General features: G+C 72.5%; 20 protein-coding genes. 6 read left to right on the forward strand and 14 right to left on the reverse strand.

The features are described 5' to 3' along the window. Positions 1-85 precede the first annotated feature (85 nt). Positions 86-334 (reverse strand): hypothetical protein, encoded by a 249-nt coding sequence (locus ACICHK_RS17900; RefSeq protein ID WP_406837700.1) that lies wholly within the window; start codon positions 332-334, stop codon positions 86-88. Continuing rightward, positions 331-771 carry an ATP-binding protein gene (locus ACICHK_RS17905; RefSeq protein ID WP_406837701.1) on the reverse strand — a complete coding sequence of 147 codons (441 nt, stop codon included), beginning with the start codon at positions 769-771 and terminating at the stop codon, positions 331-333. The genes ACICHK_RS17900 and ACICHK_RS17905 overlap by 4 nt, the downstream gene beginning before the upstream one ends. A 213-nt stretch (positions 772-984) precedes the next feature. Here ACICHK_RS17905 and ACICHK_RS17910 point away from each other — a divergent pair, with 213 nt between their 5' ends. Together ACICHK_RS17910 and ACICHK_RS17915 are read left to right on the forward strand one after the other, a co-directional pair. Continuing rightward, a complete protein-coding gene (locus tag ACICHK_RS17910; RefSeq protein WP_406837702.1) occupies positions 985-1,836 on the forward strand; it encodes a helix-turn-helix transcriptional regulator in 852 nt (283 codons plus the stop codon). Positions 1,837-1,846: 10 nt separating this feature from the next. Further along, positions 1,847-2,041, forward strand: a complete 195-nt coding sequence (locus ACICHK_RS17915) for a DUF397 domain-containing protein (RefSeq protein WP_406837703.1) — start codon at positions 1,847-1,849, stop codon at positions 2,039-2,041. A gap of 12 nt (positions 2,042-2,053) precedes the next feature. On the opposite strand, the gene ACICHK_RS17920 is transcribed toward ACICHK_RS17915, so the two are convergent. Further along, entirely contained in the window at positions 2,054-2,890 is an 837-nt protein-coding gene (locus ACICHK_RS17920; RefSeq protein WP_406837704.1) for an endonuclease/exonuclease/phosphatase family protein, read from the reverse strand. 92 nt (positions 2,891-2,982) lie between these two features. Here ACICHK_RS17920 and ACICHK_RS17925 point away from each other — a divergent pair, with 92 nt between their 5' ends. Both ACICHK_RS17925 and ACICHK_RS17930 read left to right on the forward strand, forming a co-directional pair. Further along, positions 2,983-3,378 carry a nitroreductase/quinone reductase family protein gene (locus tag ACICHK_RS17925; protein ID WP_406837705.1) on the forward strand — a complete coding sequence of 132 codons (396 nt, stop codon included), beginning with the start codon at positions 2,983-2,985 and terminating at the stop codon, positions 3,376-3,378. Positions 3,379-3,662: 284 nt separating this feature from the next. Then, the gene (locus ACICHK_RS17930) at positions 3,663-4,493 is read left to right on the forward strand and encodes a DUF4232 domain-containing protein (RefSeq protein ID WP_406837706.1); all 831 of its coding nucleotides are present in this window, start codon (positions 3,663-3,665) and stop codon (positions 4,491-4,493) included. A gap of 8 nt (positions 4,494-4,501) precedes the next feature. Here ACICHK_RS17930 and ACICHK_RS17935 read toward each other — a convergent pair whose 3' ends face one another. Next, positions 4,502-5,155, reverse strand: a complete 654-nt coding sequence (locus tag ACICHK_RS17935; RefSeq protein ID WP_406837707.1) for a DUF1326 domain-containing protein — start codon at positions 5,153-5,155, stop codon at positions 4,502-4,504. A gap of 197 nt (positions 5,156-5,352) precedes the next feature. Between ACICHK_RS17935 and ACICHK_RS17940 the strand changes: the two genes are divergently transcribed. Further along, positions 5,353-6,180, forward strand: a complete 828-nt coding sequence (locus ACICHK_RS17940; protein WP_406837708.1) for a DUF2182 domain-containing protein — start codon at positions 5,353-5,355, stop codon at positions 6,178-6,180. On the opposite strand, the gene ACICHK_RS17945 is transcribed toward ACICHK_RS17940, so the two are convergent. The 9 genes from ACICHK_RS17945 to ACICHK_RS17985 form a co-directional block, all read right to left on the reverse strand. Beyond that, positions 6,177-6,920, reverse strand: coding sequence for a TetR/AcrR family transcriptional regulator (locus ACICHK_RS17945; RefSeq protein WP_406837709.1), 744 nt, complete (start codon positions 6,918-6,920; stop codon positions 6,177-6,179). The genes ACICHK_RS17940 and ACICHK_RS17945 overlap by 4 nt on opposite strands. 46 nt (positions 6,921-6,966) lie before the next feature. Next, complete coding sequence (locus ACICHK_RS17950) at positions 6,967-7,716, reverse strand: SDR family oxidoreductase (protein WP_406837710.1); 750 nt, start codon at positions 7,714-7,716, stop codon at positions 6,967-6,969. Between the two features lie 129 nt (positions 7,717-7,845). After that, complete coding sequence (locus ACICHK_RS17955) at positions 7,846-8,907, reverse strand: hypothetical protein (protein ID WP_406837711.1); 1,062 nt, start codon at positions 8,905-8,907, stop codon at positions 7,846-7,848. A 148-nt stretch (positions 8,908-9,055) separates the two neighbouring features. After that, positions 9,056-10,519: an aldehyde dehydrogenase family protein gene (locus ACICHK_RS17960; protein WP_406837712.1), complete on the reverse strand. Its 1,464-nt coding sequence runs from the start codon at positions 10,517-10,519 to the stop codon at positions 9,056-9,058. Then, positions 10,516-12,246 carry an amidohydrolase family protein gene (locus ACICHK_RS17965; RefSeq protein ID WP_151469326.1) on the reverse strand — a complete coding sequence of 577 codons (1,731 nt, stop codon included), beginning with the start codon at positions 12,244-12,246 and terminating at the stop codon, positions 10,516-10,518. Before ACICHK_RS17965 ends, ACICHK_RS17960 begins: the two co-directional genes overlap by 4 nt. 14 nt (positions 12,247-12,260) lie before the next feature. After that, positions 12,261-13,379, reverse strand: coding sequence for an LLM class flavin-dependent oxidoreductase (locus ACICHK_RS17970; protein ID WP_406837713.1), 1,119 nt, complete (start codon positions 13,377-13,379; stop codon positions 12,261-12,263). A 98-nt stretch (positions 13,380-13,477) separates the two neighbouring features. Beyond that, the gene (locus ACICHK_RS17975; RefSeq protein WP_151469328.1) at positions 13,478-14,254 is read right to left on the reverse strand and encodes an SDR family NAD(P)-dependent oxidoreductase; all 777 of its coding nucleotides are present in this window, start codon (positions 14,252-14,254) and stop codon (positions 13,478-13,480) included. Positions 14,255-14,265: 11 nt separating this feature from the next. After that, the gene (locus ACICHK_RS17980) at positions 14,266-15,207 is read right to left on the reverse strand and encodes a TIGR03619 family F420-dependent LLM class oxidoreductase (protein WP_406837714.1); all 942 of its coding nucleotides are present in this window, start codon (positions 15,205-15,207) and stop codon (positions 14,266-14,268) included. Positions 15,208-15,340: 133 nt separating this feature from the next. Next, the gene (locus ACICHK_RS17985) at positions 15,341-16,600 is read right to left on the reverse strand and encodes an amidohydrolase family protein (RefSeq protein WP_406837715.1); all 1,260 of its coding nucleotides are present in this window, start codon (positions 16,598-16,600) and stop codon (positions 15,341-15,343) included. Between the two features lie 245 nt (positions 16,601-16,845). Between ACICHK_RS17985 and ACICHK_RS17990 the strand changes: the two genes are divergently transcribed. After that, on the forward strand, positions 16,846-19,800 hold the full coding sequence (locus tag ACICHK_RS17990) for a BTAD domain-containing putative transcriptional regulator (protein ID WP_406837716.1): 2,955 nt from the start codon (positions 16,846-16,848) through the stop codon (positions 19,798-19,800). Between the two features lie 96 nt (positions 19,801-19,896). Here the strand turns inward: ACICHK_RS17990 and ACICHK_RS17995 are convergent, their stop codons facing one another. Next, a complete protein-coding gene (locus ACICHK_RS17995; protein WP_406837717.1) occupies positions 19,897-20,247 on the reverse strand; it encodes a hypothetical protein in 351 nt (116 codons plus the stop codon). Positions 20,248-20,313: the final 66 nt, after the last annotated feature.

Consider the following 20,313-nt stretch of genomic DNA (forward strand, 5'->3'; position numbering starts at 1 on the left):
CGTCCCGGACGGCCTCCCGCTCCCCCTCCGTGAGGCCGGTGAACGCCTTCCTGGCGGGCCCGGCCTCCTCCAGCGGGATTTCCGTTCACGTGCCGCCGACTCCGCCGCGCGCGTCTTCCAGGGCCGCCATGATGTCCGGGGAGTTCCTGATCCGGACCCGGTGACGGTAGGCCCTGACCACGGCAGCCGCACCTTCGAGATCGTTGACCGGCGAGGCTCCTACGGCGGCGGCCAGTTCCTTCTCGAACCTCTCCCTGTCGCCGGGAAACCCGTAACGGCTGAGCGCCCCGCGCAGGTCGTCCACGGTCCGGACGAGCGGGACCGGCGTGGTCACCGGGCGCCCGTCCCGCCCCGGCATTCCGCCCACAGCAGTTTCCCGCCTCTCGACGCGCCCATCTCGCGCAGCACGGACACGCCCCATGCGTCGGCGCAGGCCCGTACGAGGTGCAGGCCGCGGCCGTTCTCGGCGTCCGCCGGGGGTACGGAGGCGTGGGGCTGCCCGTAACCGGGCGGGACTCTCGGGTCGTTGTCCCAGACGGCGACCGTCAGCCGGTCCGGCTCCTTCGAGAGGACCCGGAGGGCGTACGGGCCCCGGGTGTGCAGATGGGCGTTGGTGAGCAGTTCGGAGGCCAGGAGCTCGGCGGTGGGGGCGAGTTCGGTGAGCTCGTGCGCCGCGAGGACGGTACGGAGGGTGGCTCGGGCGATACCGGGGGCACGGGGATCGTGCGGGAGTTGGAGGGTGTAGGACCACGGCGGCGATACGGTGGCCATCGGAAGTCTCCGATCACGAGAGGGGGGTTGATCTCTTCGTCTCCGGTGCCCAGTGACCTGGCCGCTCCGTCGAGCGGGGTGCTTCTGGGCGGGGCGCCTGCATACGAAGATACGGCTCCCGCAAATGGAATTTGCGCGAGTTCGAGATGATCCTGCTCGACTTCCCTCGTGTGGGTGACGACTCAACTGGACTTGCGCACCTGAGGAGTTCGCATGACCGCACGGCCAGCCCCCACGGCACGGCGAATTCGCCTGGCTGCAGAGCTGCGCAAGATGCGCGAGCGCGCGGGCATGACGTCAACCGAGGCGGCGCGCGCCCTCGGGACGAGCCAAGGGCAGCTCTCCAACGTCGAAGTGGCACGGTTCGGTGTGAGCCCCGACCGCATCAGGTCCCTGGCCCGCTTGTACTCGTGCCCCGATCAGGCCTTCGTCGAAGCCCTGGTCGAGATGGCGACGGACAAGACGCGAGGTTGGTGGGAGGCGTTCCGCGAGACCCTGCCGTCAGGGCTGCTCGACCTCGCCGAACTGGAACATCACGCCACCGCCGTTCGCACGGCGTACACCACCCACATCTCGGGGCTGCTCCAGACCCGTGAGCACGCTCGCGAGATCTTCCGCCACGTGATCCCCGCCCCCACTCCCCCGGAGATCGAACACCGCGTCGCGCACCGCATCATGCGGCAGGACGTCATCTACCGTCCCGACCCGATCCAGTACCGGACCGTCATCCATGAGGCCGCCCTGCGTATGCGCGTCGGCGGACAGGACGTGGCACGCGCTCAGCTGCAGCACCTGCTCCACATGAGCGAACGGGACCACATCACCGTGCGGGTACTTCCGTTCGACGTCGGCGCGTTTCCGGGGTCGGGCCAGTCCATCAACTACCTGCACGGTCAGGTCCCCCAACTCGACACCGCTCAACTCGACCAGTTCCACGGCCCCGTACTGCTGGACGCCGAGGCACTCTTGGAGAAATACCGCAGCCTGCTCGACATCGTCGAGGACACCGCCCTGAGCCCGGCGAAGTCCCGGGATCTCATCCACGCCATCGCCCAGGACCTGTAGAGGAGCCTCCATGTCCAGTCACGACTGGCAGAAGTCGACCTATTGCCAGGAAGGCGACGCCTGCCTCCACGTCGCAGCCTCTGGCGGCACCGCAGAAACGGTCCATCTCACCGAGAGCGCCGACCCCGCCCACTCCATACTCTCGACCACCCCCGCCGCTTTCGGCGCCCTTCTCCGTGTGCTCAAGGGCGACGGCCGCGGCTGAGTCACCAGGGCTTCAGGGCGTGTCCCGGCCGCCGGTGGGGAGGGACAGCTCGGCCACCATGGCCATGTGGTCCGAGGGCCAGACGCCGCCGACCGGGCCGTCGCCGGCCCGTCGTACGGACCGGACGTGTCCGAGGCCGCCGGGGCCGGGCGGGCCGACGTGGACGTAGTCGATGCGGGCGGCGGGGCTGTGCGGGCCGACGTGGGCGTTCGCCGGGTCCCAGGTGGCCCAGGGTGCCGTCGGGTCGGCGTACTCCCAGGCGTCGAGGAAGACCTGTCCGGGGACGACGGGGGCCGTCTTGTACCCGCCGAACAGGCGGATCTCGTCGGAGTCCGGCCAGGCGTTGAAGTCACCCGTGACGACCGGGGGGAAGTCGGTGCCGCCCCGGTGCGCGGCGACGAACTCCGCGAGCGCGGTGACCTGTTCGCGGCGCACGCCCGAGGCGTGGATCGCCGAGGTGAGGTGGGTGGTGAAGAAGGGCACCTCGTGGGTGGGCGTGGCCAGGCGGGCGTGAAGGGCGAGCCGTCCGTCGTACAGCTCCTCGGGAGCGGGCAGCCGCAGCACCTCCTGCGCCACCACCGGCCAGCGGCTCAGCACGGCGTTGCCGACGTCGACCGTGGGGTCCCCGATCCGCCGCTGCCAGCGGTCCGAGGCGTCGGAGGCGGCCCAGACCCAGTGCATCCCCAGCTCGTCCGCGAGCCATCCGGCGAGGTTCTGGCCGCCGCACTCCCAGACCTCCTGCAGGCCGACGACGTCGGGCCGCAGTTCGCGCAGCACGGCCAGGATCGCTTTCTGCCGCTCCTCCCAGGGCCCGAACCGCCACCAGAGGTTCCAGGTCACGACCCGCATCCCCAGCCACCTGCTCCCGTCGCGCGACATCGGGGACCATTGAAGCAACTTCCTCGTTCCACACACCAGTCCGGACAGGAGACCCACGGACCATGACCCGCCCCGCCGACCTCAGGTTCCGCGCCACGACCGCCTTCCAGCGGCACGTCGTCAACCCGCTCGCGCGCCGGATGCCGTTCCAGACGCTCCTGGAGACCACCGGCCGTGTCTCCGGACTGCCCCGGCGCACCCCGCTCGGCGGCCGCCGCGTCGGCGACGCCTTCTGGCTGGTCTCGGAGTTCGGGGAACGGTCGCAGTACATACGCAACATCCAGGCGGACCCGAAGGTGCGGGTGCGGCTCCGCGGCCGCTGGCACGAGGGAACGGCGCACCTCCTCCCGGACGACGACCCGGTGGCCCGGCTGCGTACCCTGCCCCGGGGCAACAGCGCGGCGGTACGGCTGATCGGGACGGGGCTGCTGACGGTGCGGGTGGACCTGCGGGGGTGAGGCCGCCGGGGTCCTCGCGTCCCAGGCGGACATCCCAGGCGCGCACGTTCTCCGCAGGTCATCGGGGGTGGGATGGTTTCACCGTCCCGAGTTGGCGGGCGGCCGTTGTCCCGGTCCCCCGAGGAATCCCATGCTGTGGGTGTCGCACCGGCCGAGCGGATCGTCCGCCCGGCAGCGCCACAGCACCCCGGCCCACCCGTCCACAGGGGACACCCATGTCCTCGTGCACCCGGGACCGTCGGCGAGTGCGATCTCCGTACTGACCGAAAAGGAAACGGGACACCATGAACACGCCTGCCCGCAGGAACCGCAAGAACCCCGGCAACTGGAAGTCCTACGCCCTGGGGGCCGTGGCGGCCGCGGCGCTGCTCACGACCACGGCGTGCGACCCGGGCGCCGCCGAGGGTTCGGACGGCTCCAAGTCCTCGGCACGGCCGAGCGGAACGGCTTCGGCGAAGCCGGGCGACGCGGGCGGTACGAGCGCCGCGGGCGGCACGGGTGGTACGAGCAGCGCGGGCGGCACCGGCGGCACGGGCAAGGCGGGCGGCGTGACCGGCGGTACTGGCAAGACGGGCGGCACGGGCAGCGGCGGCACCGGCAAGACGGGCGGCGCGAGCACCGGCGGCAGTGGTGGCAAGGCGAGCGCCGGCGGCACCGGCAGCGGCGGCGGCACGGGGGCGATCCCCGCCTGCACCCAGAGGGAGCTCGGGGTGTCCGCCGTGAAGGAGAGGGACTTCCGGCACCTCCTGCTCACCGTGCAGAACGCGAGCGACAAGAAGTGCAACCTCTACGGCTACCCCACCGTGACGCTCGGCGCCGACGCCCAGTTCACGACCCCGGTGATCAAGGACAGCAACGGGACCCCGGGCGAGCCCGTCACCCTCGACCCGGGCCGGGAGGCGTACGCCGCCCTGCTCGTCAGCAGCGGCAACACGGGCGAGTACGAGGCGAAGAGCATCACCCTCAACCTCCAGGGCAGCAAGCCCGGCAGCAGCGTGGGCAGCCCGATCGACGTCCCCATGCCCACCAGCGCCCTGTACGCGGACAACAAGCAGCTCGTCACCTATTGGACGACCGCCTCCGGCTTCGCCCTGCGCTTCATCATGTCGAAGTGACGACCTGACTAGTCGGGCCCGGTCCAGTCGAAGGTGATGTGCTTGCTGGACCGGCCTTCGCGGCTCCAGAGGAAGCCGTGGGCATCGGCGCGATCCACCGTCGAGCGGCCCCAGGTCGCGACCTGGCCCGGTCCGGTCTCCGCACCCGGAAGGTTGGTCGACTGGACGCGCGCGCCTTCCGGGGTCGTGGGTCCGGTGAGCGCGGCCGCGCTCGCCTCGACCCGGCCCGGTACCACGGCCCGCCAGTTCGCGAGGTCGTCGGCGACCTCGATCTCGATGGGGGCGAACTCCATGCCGCGCATTTCGGCGTCCATCATGCTCACCATCTCGGCGGGCCAGCTGCCCGCCCGACCGCCGAAGATCATCTGGAGCGCCTCGCGCTGGGGCCCGTCGGCGCGCTCGTCGACGAAGACCGCGGCGTACGCGTCCGTGTGCTCGGCCCAGATGTTGCCGACGAACGAGGCCACCATCAGCACGTTCAGGCCGTCCAGTCGTACGTCGCCGTAACGGCCCTCGCGGATGTGCCAGGCCAGGATGCCGTCGCAATCGCCGTGGGTGGGCAGCTGCGCGAACGAGCAGGGGCAGGGCACGTTGCACTTGCAGGTGTCGAACCAGTCGCCCGCCGCGTGCCACCGGGGAATGGCCGCCGTCGTCTCGGACATCTCCCTGCCTCCTCGTGACCGGGCCGGGACGTGGGTCTCGGGAGGACGGCAGAACCCCAGGGAGCCACCGCCGACCCATGCCCGGGTCGTGCGGATGTCCACCCATTCTCCCACCTCAGGGGTCACCCGGAGGAGGTGCTTGCCGCGTACACGCGTTCCCGCGCGCACGCGCGGGTGCGCCGTGATGTGCTGGAGGTGTGCGCCTCGACCGGAAGGCATTGTCACTCCCTCTGCGTCCGGCGAACCTGCTGTCTGCCCGGCAGCTCGCGTTCGCCTGGTCCGTGATGGCGTCGATCGCCCTCCTCGCCTGGGTGCTGGTGGTCGACCAGGCACGTGGCATGGGGGTCGAGCCGGGAACCATGGGCATGGGCGTCCCGCTGTTCCTGCTGCTGTGGCTGGTCATGATGATCGCCATGATGTTCCCGTCGGTGGCCCCGGTGGCCCTCACCTGGGCGCGGGCCATCGGGCGCCAGTCGCCCACGGGGGTCGTGCGGGTGGCTCGTACCGTTCAGTTCGTCGGCGGGTACCTGCTGGTCTGGACGGCCTTCGGCCTGATCGCCTACGGGCTCCTCGCCGCGACCGGTGCCCTGGTGGACGAGCACCCGGGCACCGGGCGCTGGATCGGCGCCGGGGCCTTCCTGGCCGCCGGGCTGTACCAGTTCGGCGCGTGGAAGGACCTCTGCCTGCGGCACTGCCGGAGCCCGATGGGCCAGCTCGTGCGCTACGCGGGCTTCCGGCCCCGGGCCCGCGATCTGCGGGTCGGGGCGCACCACGGGGCGTACTGCGTGGGCTGCTGCTGGGGGCTGATGGTCGTGCTCGTCCCCCTGGGCGTCATGAACGTCCTGGCGATGGCCGCGGTGGCCGTGGTGATCTTCGTGGAGAAGCTCTGGCGACTGGGCCCCGTCTTCTCGCAGGTCGTCGGGGCCGTCTTCCTCGTACTCGCGGTACTGAGCCTCTTCCAGCCCTGGCTGCTGCCGGGCCTGATCCCGCCGCAGTCGCCCATGACGGAGATGCTCGGTCCCTAGGGCGTGTTGGCGAGACGGTCCAGCCACTCGGTGAGCAGGGCCGTCTCGGCGGAGGTGAAGGCGGGGCCCGGGTCCTGCCGGAGCAGTGCGCCGAGGTGGGTCGCGGCGGCCGGGACGGTGGAGGTCTCGGAGCCGGCCGCCCGCGCCCCGGGAGCGGTCACGTCCGGGGTGAAGACGGAGGCGTGCACCGCGTCCCGGACGCGGCGGGACAGGGTCTCGTCCGCGAATGTCGCCGGGCGGGAGACCAGCATCAGGCAGACGCCGACGTTGGCCGACATGATCATCTGCGCGGCGAGTTCGGGGGCCAGTCGCAGCTTGCCCTGCTCGGCGGCGCGGCGCAGGTCGCCGGTGAGGATCCGGTGGGCCTCCAGCGCCGCGGCGGGCGGGGTGCGCATCGCCGGGGAGTGCATCAGGCGGTAGAGGTTCGGGTTGCGCAGGGCGAACTCGGTGTGGCCGTCCCAGCCGTCGCGCAGGTCCTGGACCGGGTCCGTACCGGGGTGCCGTTCCCGTTTGGCCGCGAGGTACCGCTCCCAGCCGTGGTCGACGACGGCCGACAGCAGACCCTCCTTGTCGCCGAAGTGGCGGTAGAGCGCGGGGGCGCCGACCCCGGCGGCCTCGCACACGGCCCGCGTCGAGACGTCACCGTCCGGGGATTTCGCGACCAGGTCGGCGGCCACGGCGAGGATGCGGTCCTTGGTTCCCGAGGGGGCGGCCGTACCGGGGTTCGTGCTGTCACTCATGGCGGAGATCCTGGCACCTTCGGGGCCGCGGGCGGAACGGACGGTGTCAGGCGATGCCGCCGTTGGCGCGCAGGACCTGGCCGTTGACCCAGCGGCCCGAGGGGCCCGCGAGGAAGGCGACGACGGAGGCGATGTCCTCGGGGGTGCCGAGGCGCTCCAGTGGCGGCTGGGCGGCCATCCGGGCGATGGTCTCCTCGTCCTTGCCGTCCAGGAAGAGTGCGGTGGCGGTCGGGCCGGGGGCGACCGCGTTGACGGTGACGTCCCGGCCGCGCAGCTCGCGGGCGAGGATCAGGGTCATGGCCTCGACGGCGCCCTTGGTGGCGGCGTACGCGGTGTAGCCGGGGAGCGCGAGGGCCAGTACGGAGCTGGAGAAGTTGATGATCGCACCGCCCGTGCGCAGGCGGCGCGCGGCCTGCTGGTCGACGACGAAGGTCCCGCGGATGTTGGTGCGGTGCATCCGGTCCAGGGCGTCGAGGTCGAGGTCGGCGAGCGGGGCCAGGGTCATGACACCGGCCGCGTGAACGACCACGTCGACACCGCCGAAGGTCTTCTCGGCGAGGTCGAAGAGGGCGGCGACCTCCGCCTCCTCGGCGACGTCGGCGCGGAAGGCGACGGCCTGTCCGCCCGCCTCGGCGATCGCCGCGACCGCCTTGTCGGCCTCGGCGGCGTTGCCCGCGTAGTTCACGACGACGGCGTACCCCTCGCGTGCCAGCCGCTCGGCGCTCTCGCGGCCGATCCCGCGGGACCCACCGGTGACGATCGCGACGCGCGGGGAGGTGCTCGGCTGCTCACTCATGGCGTTGCTCCTTGTCTCGGCCGGGGTAGCGGTGTTCACCATCCCGATGAAAGCAACGCTAACACTTGCGCCGTAGCATCGCTATCCAAAGAGGTCCGCCGTACCGGTAGCGGCACGGACGGCGCCGGATCAGCGGCGCCGCCCGAGCCGTCCGAGCCGCCCGAGCAACGTGGGCGGCGGGATGTCCACCGGCCGGGTGGTGAGGTACCAGGAGCCGCCGCCGCGTTCGTCCTGGACGACCAGGAAGCCGGGGCGGGGAAGACGCAGCGTGTAGTGTCCGGCGCCCCACCCGAATTCGAGTTCGAACCGGTCGTCACCGGGGGTGCCCCTGGGCCATGCGGGCGGGCGGCAGTCGCAGTCCGGCCGGAACCGCAGGCACCGGCCGCACACGTAGCGGACCTTCCTGGCGCAGTGGGTCCGGAGCTGGACGGTGAGCACCGCCGGGCCGCCGTCGTAGCGGAGCACTTCGTCGCCGTGGCCGCGGTGTTCGGGGGCGAGTGCCTTCGCGGCCGACAGCGGGGCCACCCGGATCGACCAACGGCGTTCGTCGCGGCCGTGATCGGTGGTGGTGACGAGCAGGTGGGTGGGGTCCACGGGCAGGTACCGACGGCCGTGGTACTCGCCGGAGATCCAGATCAGGGCCTCGTCGGTGTGGGTCCGCTCCTCGGTGTTCGTCATGGTCTTGACGTCGAGGCTGCCCCCGCCGGTGACGTCGAACTCCAGCAGGGCCGGGCGGCCGGGCTCGGGGCGGTCGATGAGCACCTCGGTCCTGCCCTCGCCGTGACCGGTGGCCACATGGCGTTCGCCGGTGCCGGTGAGCGGCCGGGGGCGGCCGGGTGCGGCGGCGGGCGGCAGGGCGTCGATCGGGACGGGCCGGCCGTGCCGCCGGGCGCCGAGGCGGATCATGGCCGCGCGGCCGTCGTGCAGGGCGGTCAGCACGTCGTGCTCCGTGCGCGCCGAGCCGGCCCGGTCGTACGCCTCCAGCGCCGCCCGGTACTCGTCCAGCACGGCGAGGGTGGCGGCCGGGCCGCTCACGTCGAGCTCCAGGGCGGCCAGTTCCTCCCCGAAGGCGGTCACCGACTCCCGTAACGCCGTGGACAGTTCGGCCGTGGTGCGCCGATGCCGGCGCACCGTCAGGAAGAGCCAGCCCGCCCCCAGGCCGAGCAGGAAACTCACCGCGTGGCCGACCATGTCCCGCATCCTCGCACAGGCGTCCCCGGCTCGACAGAACCCGACGCCCGGCACGCATCCGCCGCGGCTTCCGCCCTTCCGGCCGCTCCCGCCGCCGGCCCGTCGAGCCGGTCAGGTCACGGCACCGGACGCCCCCGGTCCCCGCGCCTCACCCCGGCCACACGATCGCCTGCGTCTCGCTGTACGCGTGCAGGGCGTAGGAGCCCACGTCGCGGCCCACGCCGCTCTTCTTGAAGCCGCCGAAGGGGGCCTCCATGTTGCGGCCGACGGTGTTGACGCCGACGCCGCCCGCGCGCAGCCGGCGGGCCACGCGGAAGGCGCGGGCCACGTCCCCGGACCAGACGTAGTCGATCAGGCCGTAGTCGGAGTCGTCGGCGAGGGCGATCGCCTCCTCCTCGTCGTCGAAGGGCAGCACGACGACGACCGGGCCGAAGATCTCCTCCCGCACGACCCTCATGTCCGGTGTGCAGTCGGCGAGGAGGGTGGGGGCGACGTAGAACCCGGTGGGCAGGGGCGGCCGTTCGCCGCCCGTCACGATCCGCGCGCCTTCCTTGCGGCCGAGTTCGACGTAGGACTCGACGCGGTCGCGGTGGGCGGCGGAGATGACCGGGCCGACCACCGTGTCCGGCTCCCGCGGATCCCCCACCTTCAAGTGACTCGCGTAGGCGGCCAGTTGCCGCACCAGTCGATCGTGGACGCCCCGCTGCACCAGCACCCGTGTCGGCGCCGTGCAGATCTGTCCGCTGTAGAAGGAGAAGGTCGTGCCGATGCCGGACACGGCCGAGCCCAGGTCCGCGTCGTCGAAGACGATCGCCGCGCCCTTGCCGCCCAGTTCCATCAGCTGGCGCTTCATCCCGCGCCCGCACACCTCGGCGATCCGCTGCCCGACCGCCGTCGAGCCGGTGAAGCTGACCATGTCGACGTCCGGGGAGTCGACCGCGGCCTCGCCGGACTCCGCCGTCGAGCCACCGACCACGTTCACCACGCCCGGCGGGGCGCCCGCGGCCTGAAGCGCCTCGGCCATCCGGTAGACGGAGAGCGGGTCCTGCGGGGCGGGCTTCACCACCACCGTGTTGCCCATCGCGAGCGCGGGGGCGATCTTGCCGGCCGGGTTGGCCCACGGGTTGTTGTACGAGGTGATGCAGGTGACCACGCCGACGGGCCGGCGCACGGCCAGCGCGCCCATCACGGCGGCCGGGCCGAACGGGCCCGCCTCGTTGATCTGCGGCGGCAGCGCCGTCTCGACCGGTTCGGGCCGGGCGTAGCGCCGGAAGCGGGCCATCCCGACCCCGACCTGCATCCCGCGCGCCGTCCCGGTGGTGGCGCCGCTCTCCGCCTGCGCGAGGTCGGCGTACGGCACGAAGTTGCGCCGGACGACGTCCGCCGCCCGCGCGAGGACGGCGGCCCGCTCCTCGGCGGGAGTGCGCGACCAGGGCCCGAGGGCCTCGCGTGCCGCCGCCGCGGCCGCGTGCACCTGGGCCCGGGAAGCCTCGGGGGCGAGCCCGACCACCTTCTCGGTCGCCGGGTCCCGCACCTCGTAGAACCCGTGGTCGGGCGCCACCCACGCGCCGCCGACGAACAGTCGCTGCCCGGTGCTCTCCGGGGCCGTCACCGGGTGCTCACCGTCCGGGTGTCGCGGCCCGACCGCAGGACCCTGCCCGGCACCGCGCCCGTCACCACGTCGTCGCGGATCGCCTCGGTCCCGTTGACCCACACGGCGTTCACGCCGATCGCCCGGGAGTCCAGCCGCGGGCTGTCTCCCGGCAGGTCGTGCACCAGGACGGCCTTTCCGGCGTCGATCCGTTCCGGGTCGAAGAGCACCAGGTCCGCATGGAATCCCACCTCGACCCGTCCGCGTCCGCGCAGCCCGAACAGCCGCGCCGGATCGTCCGTCAGCATCTTCACGGCCGCTTCCAGGGAGACGAGCCCGCGTCCGCGCAGACAGTCGCCGAGGAACCGGGTGGTGTACGGGGCCCCGCACATGCGGTCCAGGTGGGCGCCCGCGTCGGAGCCGCCGAGCAGGACGTCCTCGTGCCGCCAGGTCTCGGCGCGCAGGGCCCAGGAGTCCGGGTCGTTGTCGGTGGGCATGGGCCACAGGACCGTGCGCAGCCCGTCGGCCGCGCAGATCTCCACCAGGCAGGCGAAGGGCTCCTGGCCGCGTTCGGCGGCGATGTCGCGCACCACGCGCCCGGTCAGGCCCTCGTTGGCGTCGCTGTAGGTGTCGCCGATGACGTACCGGCCGAAGTCGGCGAGCCGCCGGAAGACACCCGCCTCCCTGCTCTGCGCGCGCCTGAGCATCTCGGCGCGGACCCCGGGGTCGCGGAGCTTCGCGATGCGCTCGGGGACGGGCAGCGCGAGGACCGGTCCCCAGCCGGGGATCAGGTTCAGCGCGCAGAAGGTGCCGAGCGACATGTTCATCGGGGTGAGGATCGGCATGGTGAGCGCGACGACGCGGCCGCCCGCCTTGCGGGCGCGCTCGCTCGCCTCCAGCTGGCGCGGGACGCGCTCGGGGACGGCGGAGTCGATCGTGAGGACGTTCCAGTTGAGCGGCCGGCCCGCGGCCGCGCTCATCTCCACGAACAAGTCGATCTCGGCGTCGCTGAACCGGTCGAGGCAGCCGGCCGTGATCGCCTCGATCTGGGTGCCCTCGTGCTCCCCCACGGCCCGGGCCAGGGCGAGGAGTTCGGCGGGTCCGGCGTGCCGGGAGGCGACCGGCCTGCCGTCCCCGTCGGAGTGGGTGGAGGACTGGGTGGTGGAGAAGCCCCAGGCCCCGGCGTCCATGGCCTCGTGGAACAGCCGCAGCATGGCGTCGAGCTGCTCCGGCGTCGGCTGTCCGCCCACCGCGTCGGGGCCCATGACGTACCGGCGGAGCGCGCAGTGGCCCACCATGAAGCCCGCGTTGACCGCTATCCGGCCCTCCAGGGCGTCCAGGTACTCCCCGAAGCCGTGCCAGTTCCAGGGCGCGCCCTCCTCCAGGGCGACCAGGGACATGCCCTCGACCTTGGACATCATGCGGCGCGTGTAGTCGGCGTCCTCGGGGCGGTCGGGGTTCAGCGGGGCGAGGGTGAAGCCGCAGTTGCCGCCCGCGACCGTGGTGACGCCGTGGTTGAGGGAGGGGGTCGCGTACGGGTCCCAGAAGAGCTGGGCGTCGTAGTGCGTGTGCGGGTCCACGAAGCCGGGGGCGAGGACGAGTCCGTGCGCGTCCTCGCTCGTGCGGGACGGTTCGGTGACCGTGCCGGTCACGGCGACGCGGCCGCCGCGTATCCCCACGTCCGCGGTGTACGCGGGCGCTCCCGTCCCGTCCACGACGGTCGCGCCCCTGATCACGTGGTCGAGCATCGCGGGAGTACCCCCTAGGCGGCTTGGCGGAAGCGGGTGGTGCGGTGCACCGGGTCCGTGTCGATCTTCGGGATCACGTGCTCGCCGATCAGCCGGATCGTCTGGAGGGTCTCCTCCTTGGGGACGCCGACGGGGAGCCCGAAGCTGAGCTGGTCGGCGCCGGCCTGTTCCCAGCGCTTGCACTGGGTGAGCACCTCGTCCGGGTCGCCGCAGATCAGCAGCTCCTCCTCGATGAGCAGCTCGACGAACTCCGCGTTGTACTCGGGGAGGGTCTCGGGCCAGACGGGGAAGCCCTCGGGGCGCGGGAAGGTGTCGTGGTAGCGGAAGACGAGGGAGGGCAGGTAGTGCAGCCCGCCGCCGACCGCGATCGAGATCGCCTCGTCGTGGGTGGGCGCGCAGATGGCGGTGGTGGTCACCATCACGTTGTCGTTGACGAAGTCGCCGACGGGCTCGGCGTCCACGACGGCGGTCTTGTACTGCTCCAGGACCCATTCCATGTCGGCGACCTTCTGCACGCTGAAGCCGAGCACGCCGAGTCCCTTGCGGGCGGCCATGGCGTACGAGGGCGGCGACCCGGCGGCGTACCACATCGCGGGGTGCGACTTCCCGTACGGCTTGGGCAGGATCTTGCGCGGCGGCAGCGACCAGTGCTTGCCCTGGAAGCCCACGTACTCGTCCTGGAGCCACATCTTCGGGAACTCGGCGATGGTCTCTTCCCAGATCTCCTTGGTGTGGTTCATGTCGGTGATGCCGGGGAGGAAGCCGAGGATCTCGTGCGAGCCGGCGCCCCGGCCGGAGCCGAACTCGAAGCGGTTGCCGGTGAGGTGGTCGAGCATGGCGACCTTCTCGGCGACCTTGACCGGGTGGTTGACCTGGGCGAGCGGGTTGAAGATGCCGGAGCCGAGGTGGATGCGGTCGGTGGCGTGCGCGAGGTAGCCGAGGTAGACGTCGTTGGCCGACAGGTGCGAGTACTCCTCCAGGAAGTGGTGCTCGGACGCCCAGGCGTACTTGAAGCCGGACCGGTCCGCCTGGATGACGTACTCGGTCTCCTCCATCAGCGCCTTGTGTTCCGCGAGCGGGTCGGTCTCGGCCCGCTTGCCCACGTATCCCTGTACAAAGAGCCCGAATTCCAAGGAGGTTCACCGTCCCCATCCAGGTATCTGACGTACCGTCAGATTCTTTGAGCCGACTGTTCCACCGCGCGCATGGACCGTCAATAGCTGATACACCGTCAGAGAACACTCACGCCCGCGAGCCAGCCGCCGTCGATCACGAAGGGCTGGCCGGTGATGTACGAGGAGTCCTCGCCGGTCAGGAACAGGGCGAGGCGGGCCACGTCCTCGGGGCGGCCGATCCGGCCGAGCGGCACCAGCTTCGCGTAGAACGCGTCGAGCGCCTGCGAGGCCTCCTCGGCGTCCTGGCCCGGGGAGAGCTGCGCCGGGTTGCTCATCGCCGTGTCGACGGCGCCCGGGCAGACCGCGTTGACGCGGATCCCCTTCTCCGCGAGCTCCAGCGCCGCCACGCGGGTCAGGCCGACGATGGCGTGCTTGGTCGCCGCGTACGCGCCGACGTACGCCATCCCCGTGAGCCCGGTGAAGGACGCCGTGTTCACGATCGTGCCGCCGCCGGCCGCGGCGATCTCGGGCGCGAGGGTCTTGATCCCGAGGAACACCCCGACCTGGTTGACCTGCACGATCCGCAGGAACTCGGCCAGCGGGGTGTCGACGAGCGCGTTGAAGCGCAGGATGCCGGCGTTGTTGACCAGCCCGTCGATCCGCCCGTGCGCGGCCTTCGCGGAGGCGACGGCCGCCGTCCAGTCCTCCTCCCGGCCCACGTCCAGATGGACGTAGGACGCGCCGATCTCCTCGGCCAGCTCCTCCCCCTGCTCGTCGAGCACGTCCGCGACGACCACGCGCGCGCCCTCCGCCGCGAAGAGCCGCGCCTCCTGTTCGCCCTGCCCGCGCGCCGCGCCGGTGATGAGGACGACCCGCCCGTCCAGCTTGCCCATGCCTTGGCTCCCTAGTTGAGGTGGGGCGCGACGTCCGCGCCGAACGCGCCGATCTGGTCGAGGAGTTCGTCGCGGCCGCGGCTGCGGAACCGCACCTGTATCTGGTGCACGCCCATCGCGCCGTACTCCCGCAGCGAGGCGGCCAGCGCCTCGGGCGGTCCGCTCAGCGTCCGCCGCCCGACCTCCCAGCCGGGCTCGCCCACGTACAGCGGCTCGGTGATGGCGCCGATCGTCAGGGGTTCCGTGATGCCCGCCCCGGCGCGCAGGGCCGCGATCCGGGCGATCCGCTCCGGCAGCCGGTCGCGCGGGTCGCCCTGCGGCAGCCAGCCGTCGCCGCGCAGCGCGGCCCGGCGCACGGCGGCGGGCGAGGAGCCGCCCACCCACACGGGCACCCGCTCCCGGGCGGGCCTGGGCCGCTGGCCGAGCCCCTCGAAGTCGTACCGTTTGCCGTGGTGGACGGGGAACTCCTCCGGTCCGAGCGCGGCGCGCAGGGCGTCGATCGTCTCGTCGAGGACCGCTCCCCGGTGCTCGAAGTCGGCCCCGACCGCGTCGAACTCCTCCCGCACGTGCCCGGCGCCGACCCCGAGGACCAGCCGTCCGCCCGAGAGGTGGTCGAGGGTCGCGTACTGCTTGGCGGTGACGAGCGGATGCCGCAGCCCGACGACCGCGACGTGGCTGAGCAGCAGGACGCGTTCGGTGGCGGCCGCGAGGAAGGCGAGCGTGGCGACGGGGTCGTACCAGACGGTGCTCATGGCGTCCGCGAGCCGGCGCGGGATCGCGACGTGGTCGCAGCTCGCTATGTAGGCGAATCCGGCGCGGTCGGCGGCGCGGGCGATCCCGACGAGGTCCTCGGGACCCGCGTCCGCCTCCCACGGCTCCGCGTAGATGGTGCTCTGCGACTGGACCGGGAGCTGCATCCCGTACGCCAGCCGTCCTTCGGGCAGTATCCGCATGACCCGCACCTCTTGTCTGACGGTCCGTCACTTATCGGGCTGCGCCGCCATCCTCATCGCTGACGCACCGTCAGGCAAGGGGCGGGCGGGTGCCGGGCGCCCGGCCCTCGGGAGCGCACGGGCGGACGGGGCCTCAGCCCGCCCAGAGGCCGTCCTCCGTCAGCCCCAGCAGGTCGATCGCGTTGCGCCGCACGATCCGCTCGACCACGTCGGCGTCCAGGTGGCCCATCTGGGCCTCGCCGACCTCCCGGGACTTCGGCCAGGTCGAGTCGGAGTGCGGGTAGTCGGTCTCGTAGAGGACGTTGCCGACACCGATCGCGTCGAGGTTCCGCAGCCCGAACGCGTCGTCGAAGAAGCAGCCGTACACGTGGTCGGCGAACAGCTCGGACGGCGGCCGGTGGACCTTGTCGGCCACGCCGCCCCAGGCGCGGTTCTCCTCCCACACCACGTCCGCGCGTTCCAGGATGTACGGGATCCAGCCGATCTGGCCCTCCGCGTACATCACCTTGAGGTTGGGGAAGCGCTCGAACTTGCCGCTCATCAGCCAGTCGACCATCGAGAAGCAGCAGTTGGCGAAGGTGATCGTGGAGCCGACCGCGGGCGGCGCGTCGGCCGAGGTCGACGGCATCCGGCTGCTGGAGCCGATGTGCATGGCGATGACGGTGCCCGTCTCGTCGCAGGCGGCGAGGAAGGGGTCCCAGTCGTCGGTGTGCACGGACGGGAGCCCGAGGTGCGGCGGGATCTCGGAGAAGGCCACCGCGCGCACGCCCCGGGCGGCGTTGCGCCGCACCTCGTCCGCCGCGAGCCGGGCGTCCCACAGCGGGACCAGCGTCAGCGGTATCAGCCGCCCCCGGGCCGCCGGCCCGCACCACTCCTCCACCATCCAGTCGTTGTAGGCCCGCACCGAGAGGAGGCCCAGCTCGCGGTCGGCCGCCTCGGTGAACGTCTGCCCGCAGAAACGGGGGAAGGTGGGGAAGCAGAGGGCGGACTGGACGTGGTTGACGTCCATGTCGGCCAGCCGCTGCGGCACGTCGTACGAGCCGGGGCGCATCTGCTCGTACGTGATGACCTCGAGCCTGATCTCGTCACGGTCGTAGCCCACGGCCGTGTCGAGGCGGGTGAGGGGCCGGTGCAGGTCCTCGTAGACCCACCAGTCCCCGACGGGACCGTCGTCGCCGGGAGCGCCCATCACGGGGGCGAACTTCCCTCCCAGGAAGGTCATCTCCTTCAGGGGCGCGCGGACGATGCGGGGCCCTGCGTCCCGGTACCGGGCGGGCAGCCGGTCCTGCCAGACGCCGGGCGGCTCGACCGTGTGGTCGTCCACCGAGATGATCCTCGGGAAGGCGGACCGATCGTCCGCCGAGGGGCTCTGCGCGGTTTCCGTGGTCTCCATACCGGCCACGGTAGCGCCGATCTGACGACCCGTCAGCTCCCTGTCGGCGGACCGCCGGACGCCCGTCGGAGGACGCGGCCGACGACGGCGCGCGGATGAACGGGCTGAGAAGTGTGAGGAGTCCGTGTGAGGACCGTGTGGGCTCCCGGGCGGCACCTTGTGATCGCTGTCCCCCACGGCTGACGCATCCGCCATGAACAAGGCAAACTGGCCTCGTTGTACTGACGGTTCGGCAGGGGGAAGCGATGGACGGTGTGCCGCGCGTACCGAAGCAGTGGCATCCGGGCCCCGAGGAGCCCGCGGCGTTGCGCTTCAGCGTGCTCGGCCCGGTGCGTGCCTGGCTCGGGGACGATCCGTTGCCGGCCGGGTCACCGCAGCAACGCGCCCTGCTGGCCGCGCTGCTGCTCCGCGACGGCCGCACCGCCACGGCCTCCGAGCTCATCGACGCCCTGTGGGGCGACGAGCCCCCGTCCCAGGCACTGGCCGCCCTGCGCACGTACGCCTCGCGCCTGCGCAAGACGCTCGGCGCCGAGGTGCTGGTCAGCGAGTCCGGCGGCTACGCCATCCGCTCCCTGCGCGAGGGCGCGCTCGACCACGTGAACGCCCAGGAACTCGCCGCCGACGCCGAGAAGGCGCGCGCGGCGGGCGACCTGTCCCGCGCCCGCGACCTGCTCCGGGACGCCCTCGCCCTGTGGGACGGCGAACCGCTCGCGAGCATCCCGGGCCCCTACGCCGAGACCCAGCGGGCCCGCCTGGAGGAGTGGCGCCTGCAGCTCCTCGAATCCTGCCTGGACATGGACCTGGAGCAGGGCTTCCACGCGGAGGCGGTCTCCGAGCTCACCGCGCTCACCGCGGCGCACCCGCTGCGCGAACGCCTGCGGGAACTGCTGATGCTGGCGCTGTACCGCTCCGGCCGCCAGGCCGAGGCCCTGGCCGTGTACGCCGACACCCGGCGGCTGCTCGCCGACGAGCTGGGGGTGGACCCGCGGGCGGGGCTGAAGGAACTCCAGCAGCGCATACTCCAGGCGGACCCGGGTCTCGCGGAGCCCTCCGCCCCGAAGGCGGAGCCCGTCGTCGCCCTCGTCCGCCCCGCCCAGCTCCCGGCGACCGTCACCGACTTCACCGGCCGGGCGTCCTTCGTGCAGGAACTGAGCGACGTCCTCGCCGCGGCCTCCTCCGAGGAGGGCCGGGTCATGGCCGTCTCGGCGCTCGCGGGCATCGGGGGCGTCGGCAAGACCACGCTCGCGGTGCACGTGGCCCACCAGGCCCGCGGGGCCTTCCCCGACGGGCAGCTCTACGTCGACCTGCAGGGCGCCGGGTCCCGGGCGGCCGAACCGGAGACGGTCCTCGGCGCCTTCCTGCGGGCCCTCGGGACGGCGGACTCCGCGATCCCCGACTCGCTGGAGGAGCGCTCGGCCCTCTACCGCTCCGTCCTCGACGGCCGCCGCGTCCTGGTCCTGCTGGACAACGCCCGCGACGCCGCCCAGGTACGGCCGCTGCTGCCCGGCACCGAGGGCTGCGCCGCCCTGGTGACCTCGCGCATCCGGATGGTGGACCTGGCAGGCGCCCATCTCGTCGACCTCGACGTGATGTCGCCCGAGGAGGCACTGCAGCTCTTCACCAAGATCGTGGGCCAGGAGCGGGTCGCCTCCGAGCGGGAGGCCGCCCTCGACGTGGTCGCGGCCTGCGGCTTCCTGCCGCTGGCCATCCGGATCGCCGCCTCCCGGCTCGCCGCCCGCCGCACCTGGACGGTGTCGGTGCTCGCGGCGAAGCTCGCCGACGAGCGGCGCCGCCTGGACGAGCTCCAGGCCGGCGACCTGGCCGTCAAGGCCACCTTCGAACTCGGCTACGGCCAGCTGGAGCCGGCCCAGGCCCGCGCCTTCCGCCTGCTGGGCCTCGCCGACGGCCCGGACATCTCGCTCGCGGCCGCGGCGGCGGTGCTCGACCTCCCGGCCGAGGACACCGAGGACCTCCTGGAGTCCCTCGTCGACACCTCCCTCCTGGAGTCGGCGGCGCCCGGCCGCTACCGCTACCACGACCTCGTACGCCTCTACGCGCGTGCGTGCGCCGAACGCGACGAGCAGCCGCCGAGCGAGCGGGCGGCGGCCATGTCGCGGCTGCTGGACTTCTACCTCAGCACGGCGGCGGGGGTGTACGCGATCGAACGCCCCGGCGACCGCCTGGTGGACCACCTGGAGCCGACGGCCTACCCGGGGCTGGTGTTCGAGGACCGGCACCGGGCGCAGGACTGGCTGTACTCGGAGGCGATCTCGCTGCTGGCGTGCGTCCGGCAGTCCATCCAGGGCGGATTCCTGCGGCGCTCCGTCGACACGCTGTGGGCCTCCGTGGACCTGGCGGAGTCCGGCACGAACTCCAAGGCGTACGAGGGGGTCGCCTCCGCGCTGCGCGAGGCGGCGCGCGAGGAGGCCGACGCGCACGCCGGGGCGCGGGCCCTGGTCACCCTGGCGTACGTCCACTACTACACGGGCCGCTTCGACCCGGCCCGCGAGGCCGCCGCGGAGGCCCTCGAACTGGCCGCCGAGACGGACCACCTGACGAGCTGCTGGGCCTCCAACACCCTCGGGGTGATCGCCCTCCTGCAGAACCAGTACGAGGACGGCGAGGCGCATCTGAACCGGGCGATCGAGAGCTTCCGGGCCTGCCACGACCGGGCCGGCGAGGCCAGCGCCCTGTGCAACCTCTCGCGCATCCACCTGGCCACCGGACGCACCGGCAGCGCCGTGTCGCTGGCCCAGCAGGGCACCGGCATGTACGACGACATGGGCCACGCGCTCAAGGGCGCCAACGGCCGTTACGCGCTGGGCCTCGCCCTCACCCAGAGCGGTCGGCTGGCGGAGGCGACCGCCGTCCTCGGCGAGGCGCTCGCGGTGTTCCGCAACAGCCGTCAGCGGCTGTGGGAGGGCATGTCGCTGTTCCGCCTCGCGGAGGCCGATCTCGCCGCCCAGCGCCCGGCCGCCGCGGCGACGAACGCCGAGACGGCCCTGACGGTGCTGCGGGGCATCGGCGGCGAGTGGCGCAGGGGCAACGTCCTCATCGTGCTCGGACAGGCGCTGAACGCGATCGGCCACTCCGGCCGTGCCCAGGTCTGCTGGCGCGAGTCCCTCGACATCTTCCAGGCGCTGGGAGCCCCGGAGGCCGCCACGGCCAGGGCACTCCTCAATCCGATGGCGGTCGCCTGAGACCGGCCGGCGACAGGCGTCCGCGGGGTGGCCGGTGCCGGTCCTCCTCGGCGATGACAGCGGAATCGCCGCCGGTGAAGGCGACGGGAAGAAAGATCAAGTGGACCGGACGGGCCTCGGCCGGTTCGGTCCCGCGTGATCGTTCCCGTCCGCCCCGGGATCCGGGAGCGGCTCCATCAGCGGCGCCTCGGCACGTACCACCGTCACGTGCGACAGGGCCGGCAGAAGGGCCAGGGCGCGCCGGCACGCACCGGCCGCCTTCGCCTCGGCCTCGGCGAGACGGTCGGCCAGGACGAAGACACCCAGCGTGGGCCAGGGGACGGCGTGCGCGTGCACGCTCACGTGCTCGATCCGCTCCTCGGGCAGCGCGTGACGCCGGATGAAGTCACCCAGGGATGCGGGAAGTTCGGCCGGAGCGGATGCCAGCACGACATGGATCAGATACATCCGTCCAATTTGTTACCGCTGCCGCCGGTCCGTCCAGGCATCGGGCCGGGCCCCTTGCGGCCTTGG

The organism is Streptomyces sp. AHU1, from assembly GCF_045343905.1.
Taxonomy (GTDB): domain Bacteria; phylum Actinomycetota; class Actinomycetes; order Streptomycetales; family Streptomycetaceae; genus Streptomyces; species Streptomyces triticiradicis.

What these genes read in the sequence shown, in the direction of transcription:
- ACICHK_RS17965 (WP_151469326.1), bottom strand. Translation starts at nt 12,246, where the DNA reads ATGCTCGACCACGTGATCAGGGGCGCGACCGTCGTGGACGGGACGGGA.
- ACICHK_RS17945 (WP_406837709.1), bottom strand. Translation starts at nt 6,920, where the DNA reads ATGAGTGACAGCACGAACCCCGGTACGGCCGCCCCCTCGGGAACCAAG.
- ACICHK_RS17930 (WP_406837706.1), top strand. Translation starts at nt 3,663, where the DNA reads ATGAACACGCCTGCCCGCAGGAACCGCAAGAACCCCGGCAACTGGAAG.
- ACICHK_RS17935 (WP_406837707.1), bottom strand. Translation starts at nt 5,155, where the DNA reads ATGTCCGAGACGACGGCGGCCATTCCCCGGTGGCACGCGGCGGGCGAC.
- ACICHK_RS17990 (WP_406837716.1), top strand. Translation starts at nt 16,846, where the DNA reads ATGGACGGTGTGCCGCGCGTACCGAAGCAGTGGCATCCGGGCCCCGAG.
- ACICHK_RS17995 (WP_406837717.1), bottom strand. Translation starts at nt 20,247, where the DNA reads ATGTATCTGATCCATGTCGTGCTGGCATCCGCTCCGGCCGAACTTCCC.
- ACICHK_RS17985 (WP_406837715.1), bottom strand. Translation starts at nt 16,600, where the DNA reads ATGGAGACCACGGAAACCGCGCAGAGCCCCTCGGCGGACGATCGGTCC.
- ACICHK_RS17925 (WP_406837705.1), top strand. Translation starts at nt 2,983, where the DNA reads ATGACCCGCCCCGCCGACCTCAGGTTCCGCGCCACGACCGCCTTCCAG.
- ACICHK_RS17910 (WP_406837702.1), top strand. Translation starts at nt 985, where the DNA reads ATGACCGCACGGCCAGCCCCCACGGCACGGCGAATTCGCCTGGCTGCA.
- ACICHK_RS17975 (WP_151469328.1), bottom strand. Translation starts at nt 14,254, where the DNA reads ATGGGCAAGCTGGACGGGCGGGTCGTCCTCATCACCGGCGCGGCGCGC.
- ACICHK_RS17905 (WP_406837701.1), bottom strand. Translation starts at nt 771, where the DNA reads ATGGCCACCGTATCGCCGCCGTGGTCCTACACCCTCCAACTCCCGCAC.
- ACICHK_RS17950 (WP_406837710.1), bottom strand. Translation starts at nt 7,716, where the DNA reads ATGAGTGAGCAGCCGAGCACCTCCCCGCGCGTCGCGATCGTCACCGGT.
- ACICHK_RS17980 (WP_406837714.1), bottom strand. Translation starts at nt 15,207, where the DNA reads ATGCGGATACTGCCCGAAGGACGGCTGGCGTACGGGATGCAGCTCCCG.
- ACICHK_RS17955 (WP_406837711.1), bottom strand. Translation starts at nt 8,907, where the DNA reads ATGGTCGGCCACGCGGTGAGTTTCCTGCTCGGCCTGGGGGCGGGCTGG.
- ACICHK_RS17920 (WP_406837704.1), bottom strand. Translation starts at nt 2,890, where the DNA reads ATGCGGGTCGTGACCTGGAACCTCTGGTGGCGGTTCGGGCCCTGGGAG.
- ACICHK_RS17915 (WP_406837703.1), top strand. Translation starts at nt 1,847, where the DNA reads ATGTCCAGTCACGACTGGCAGAAGTCGACCTATTGCCAGGAAGGCGAC.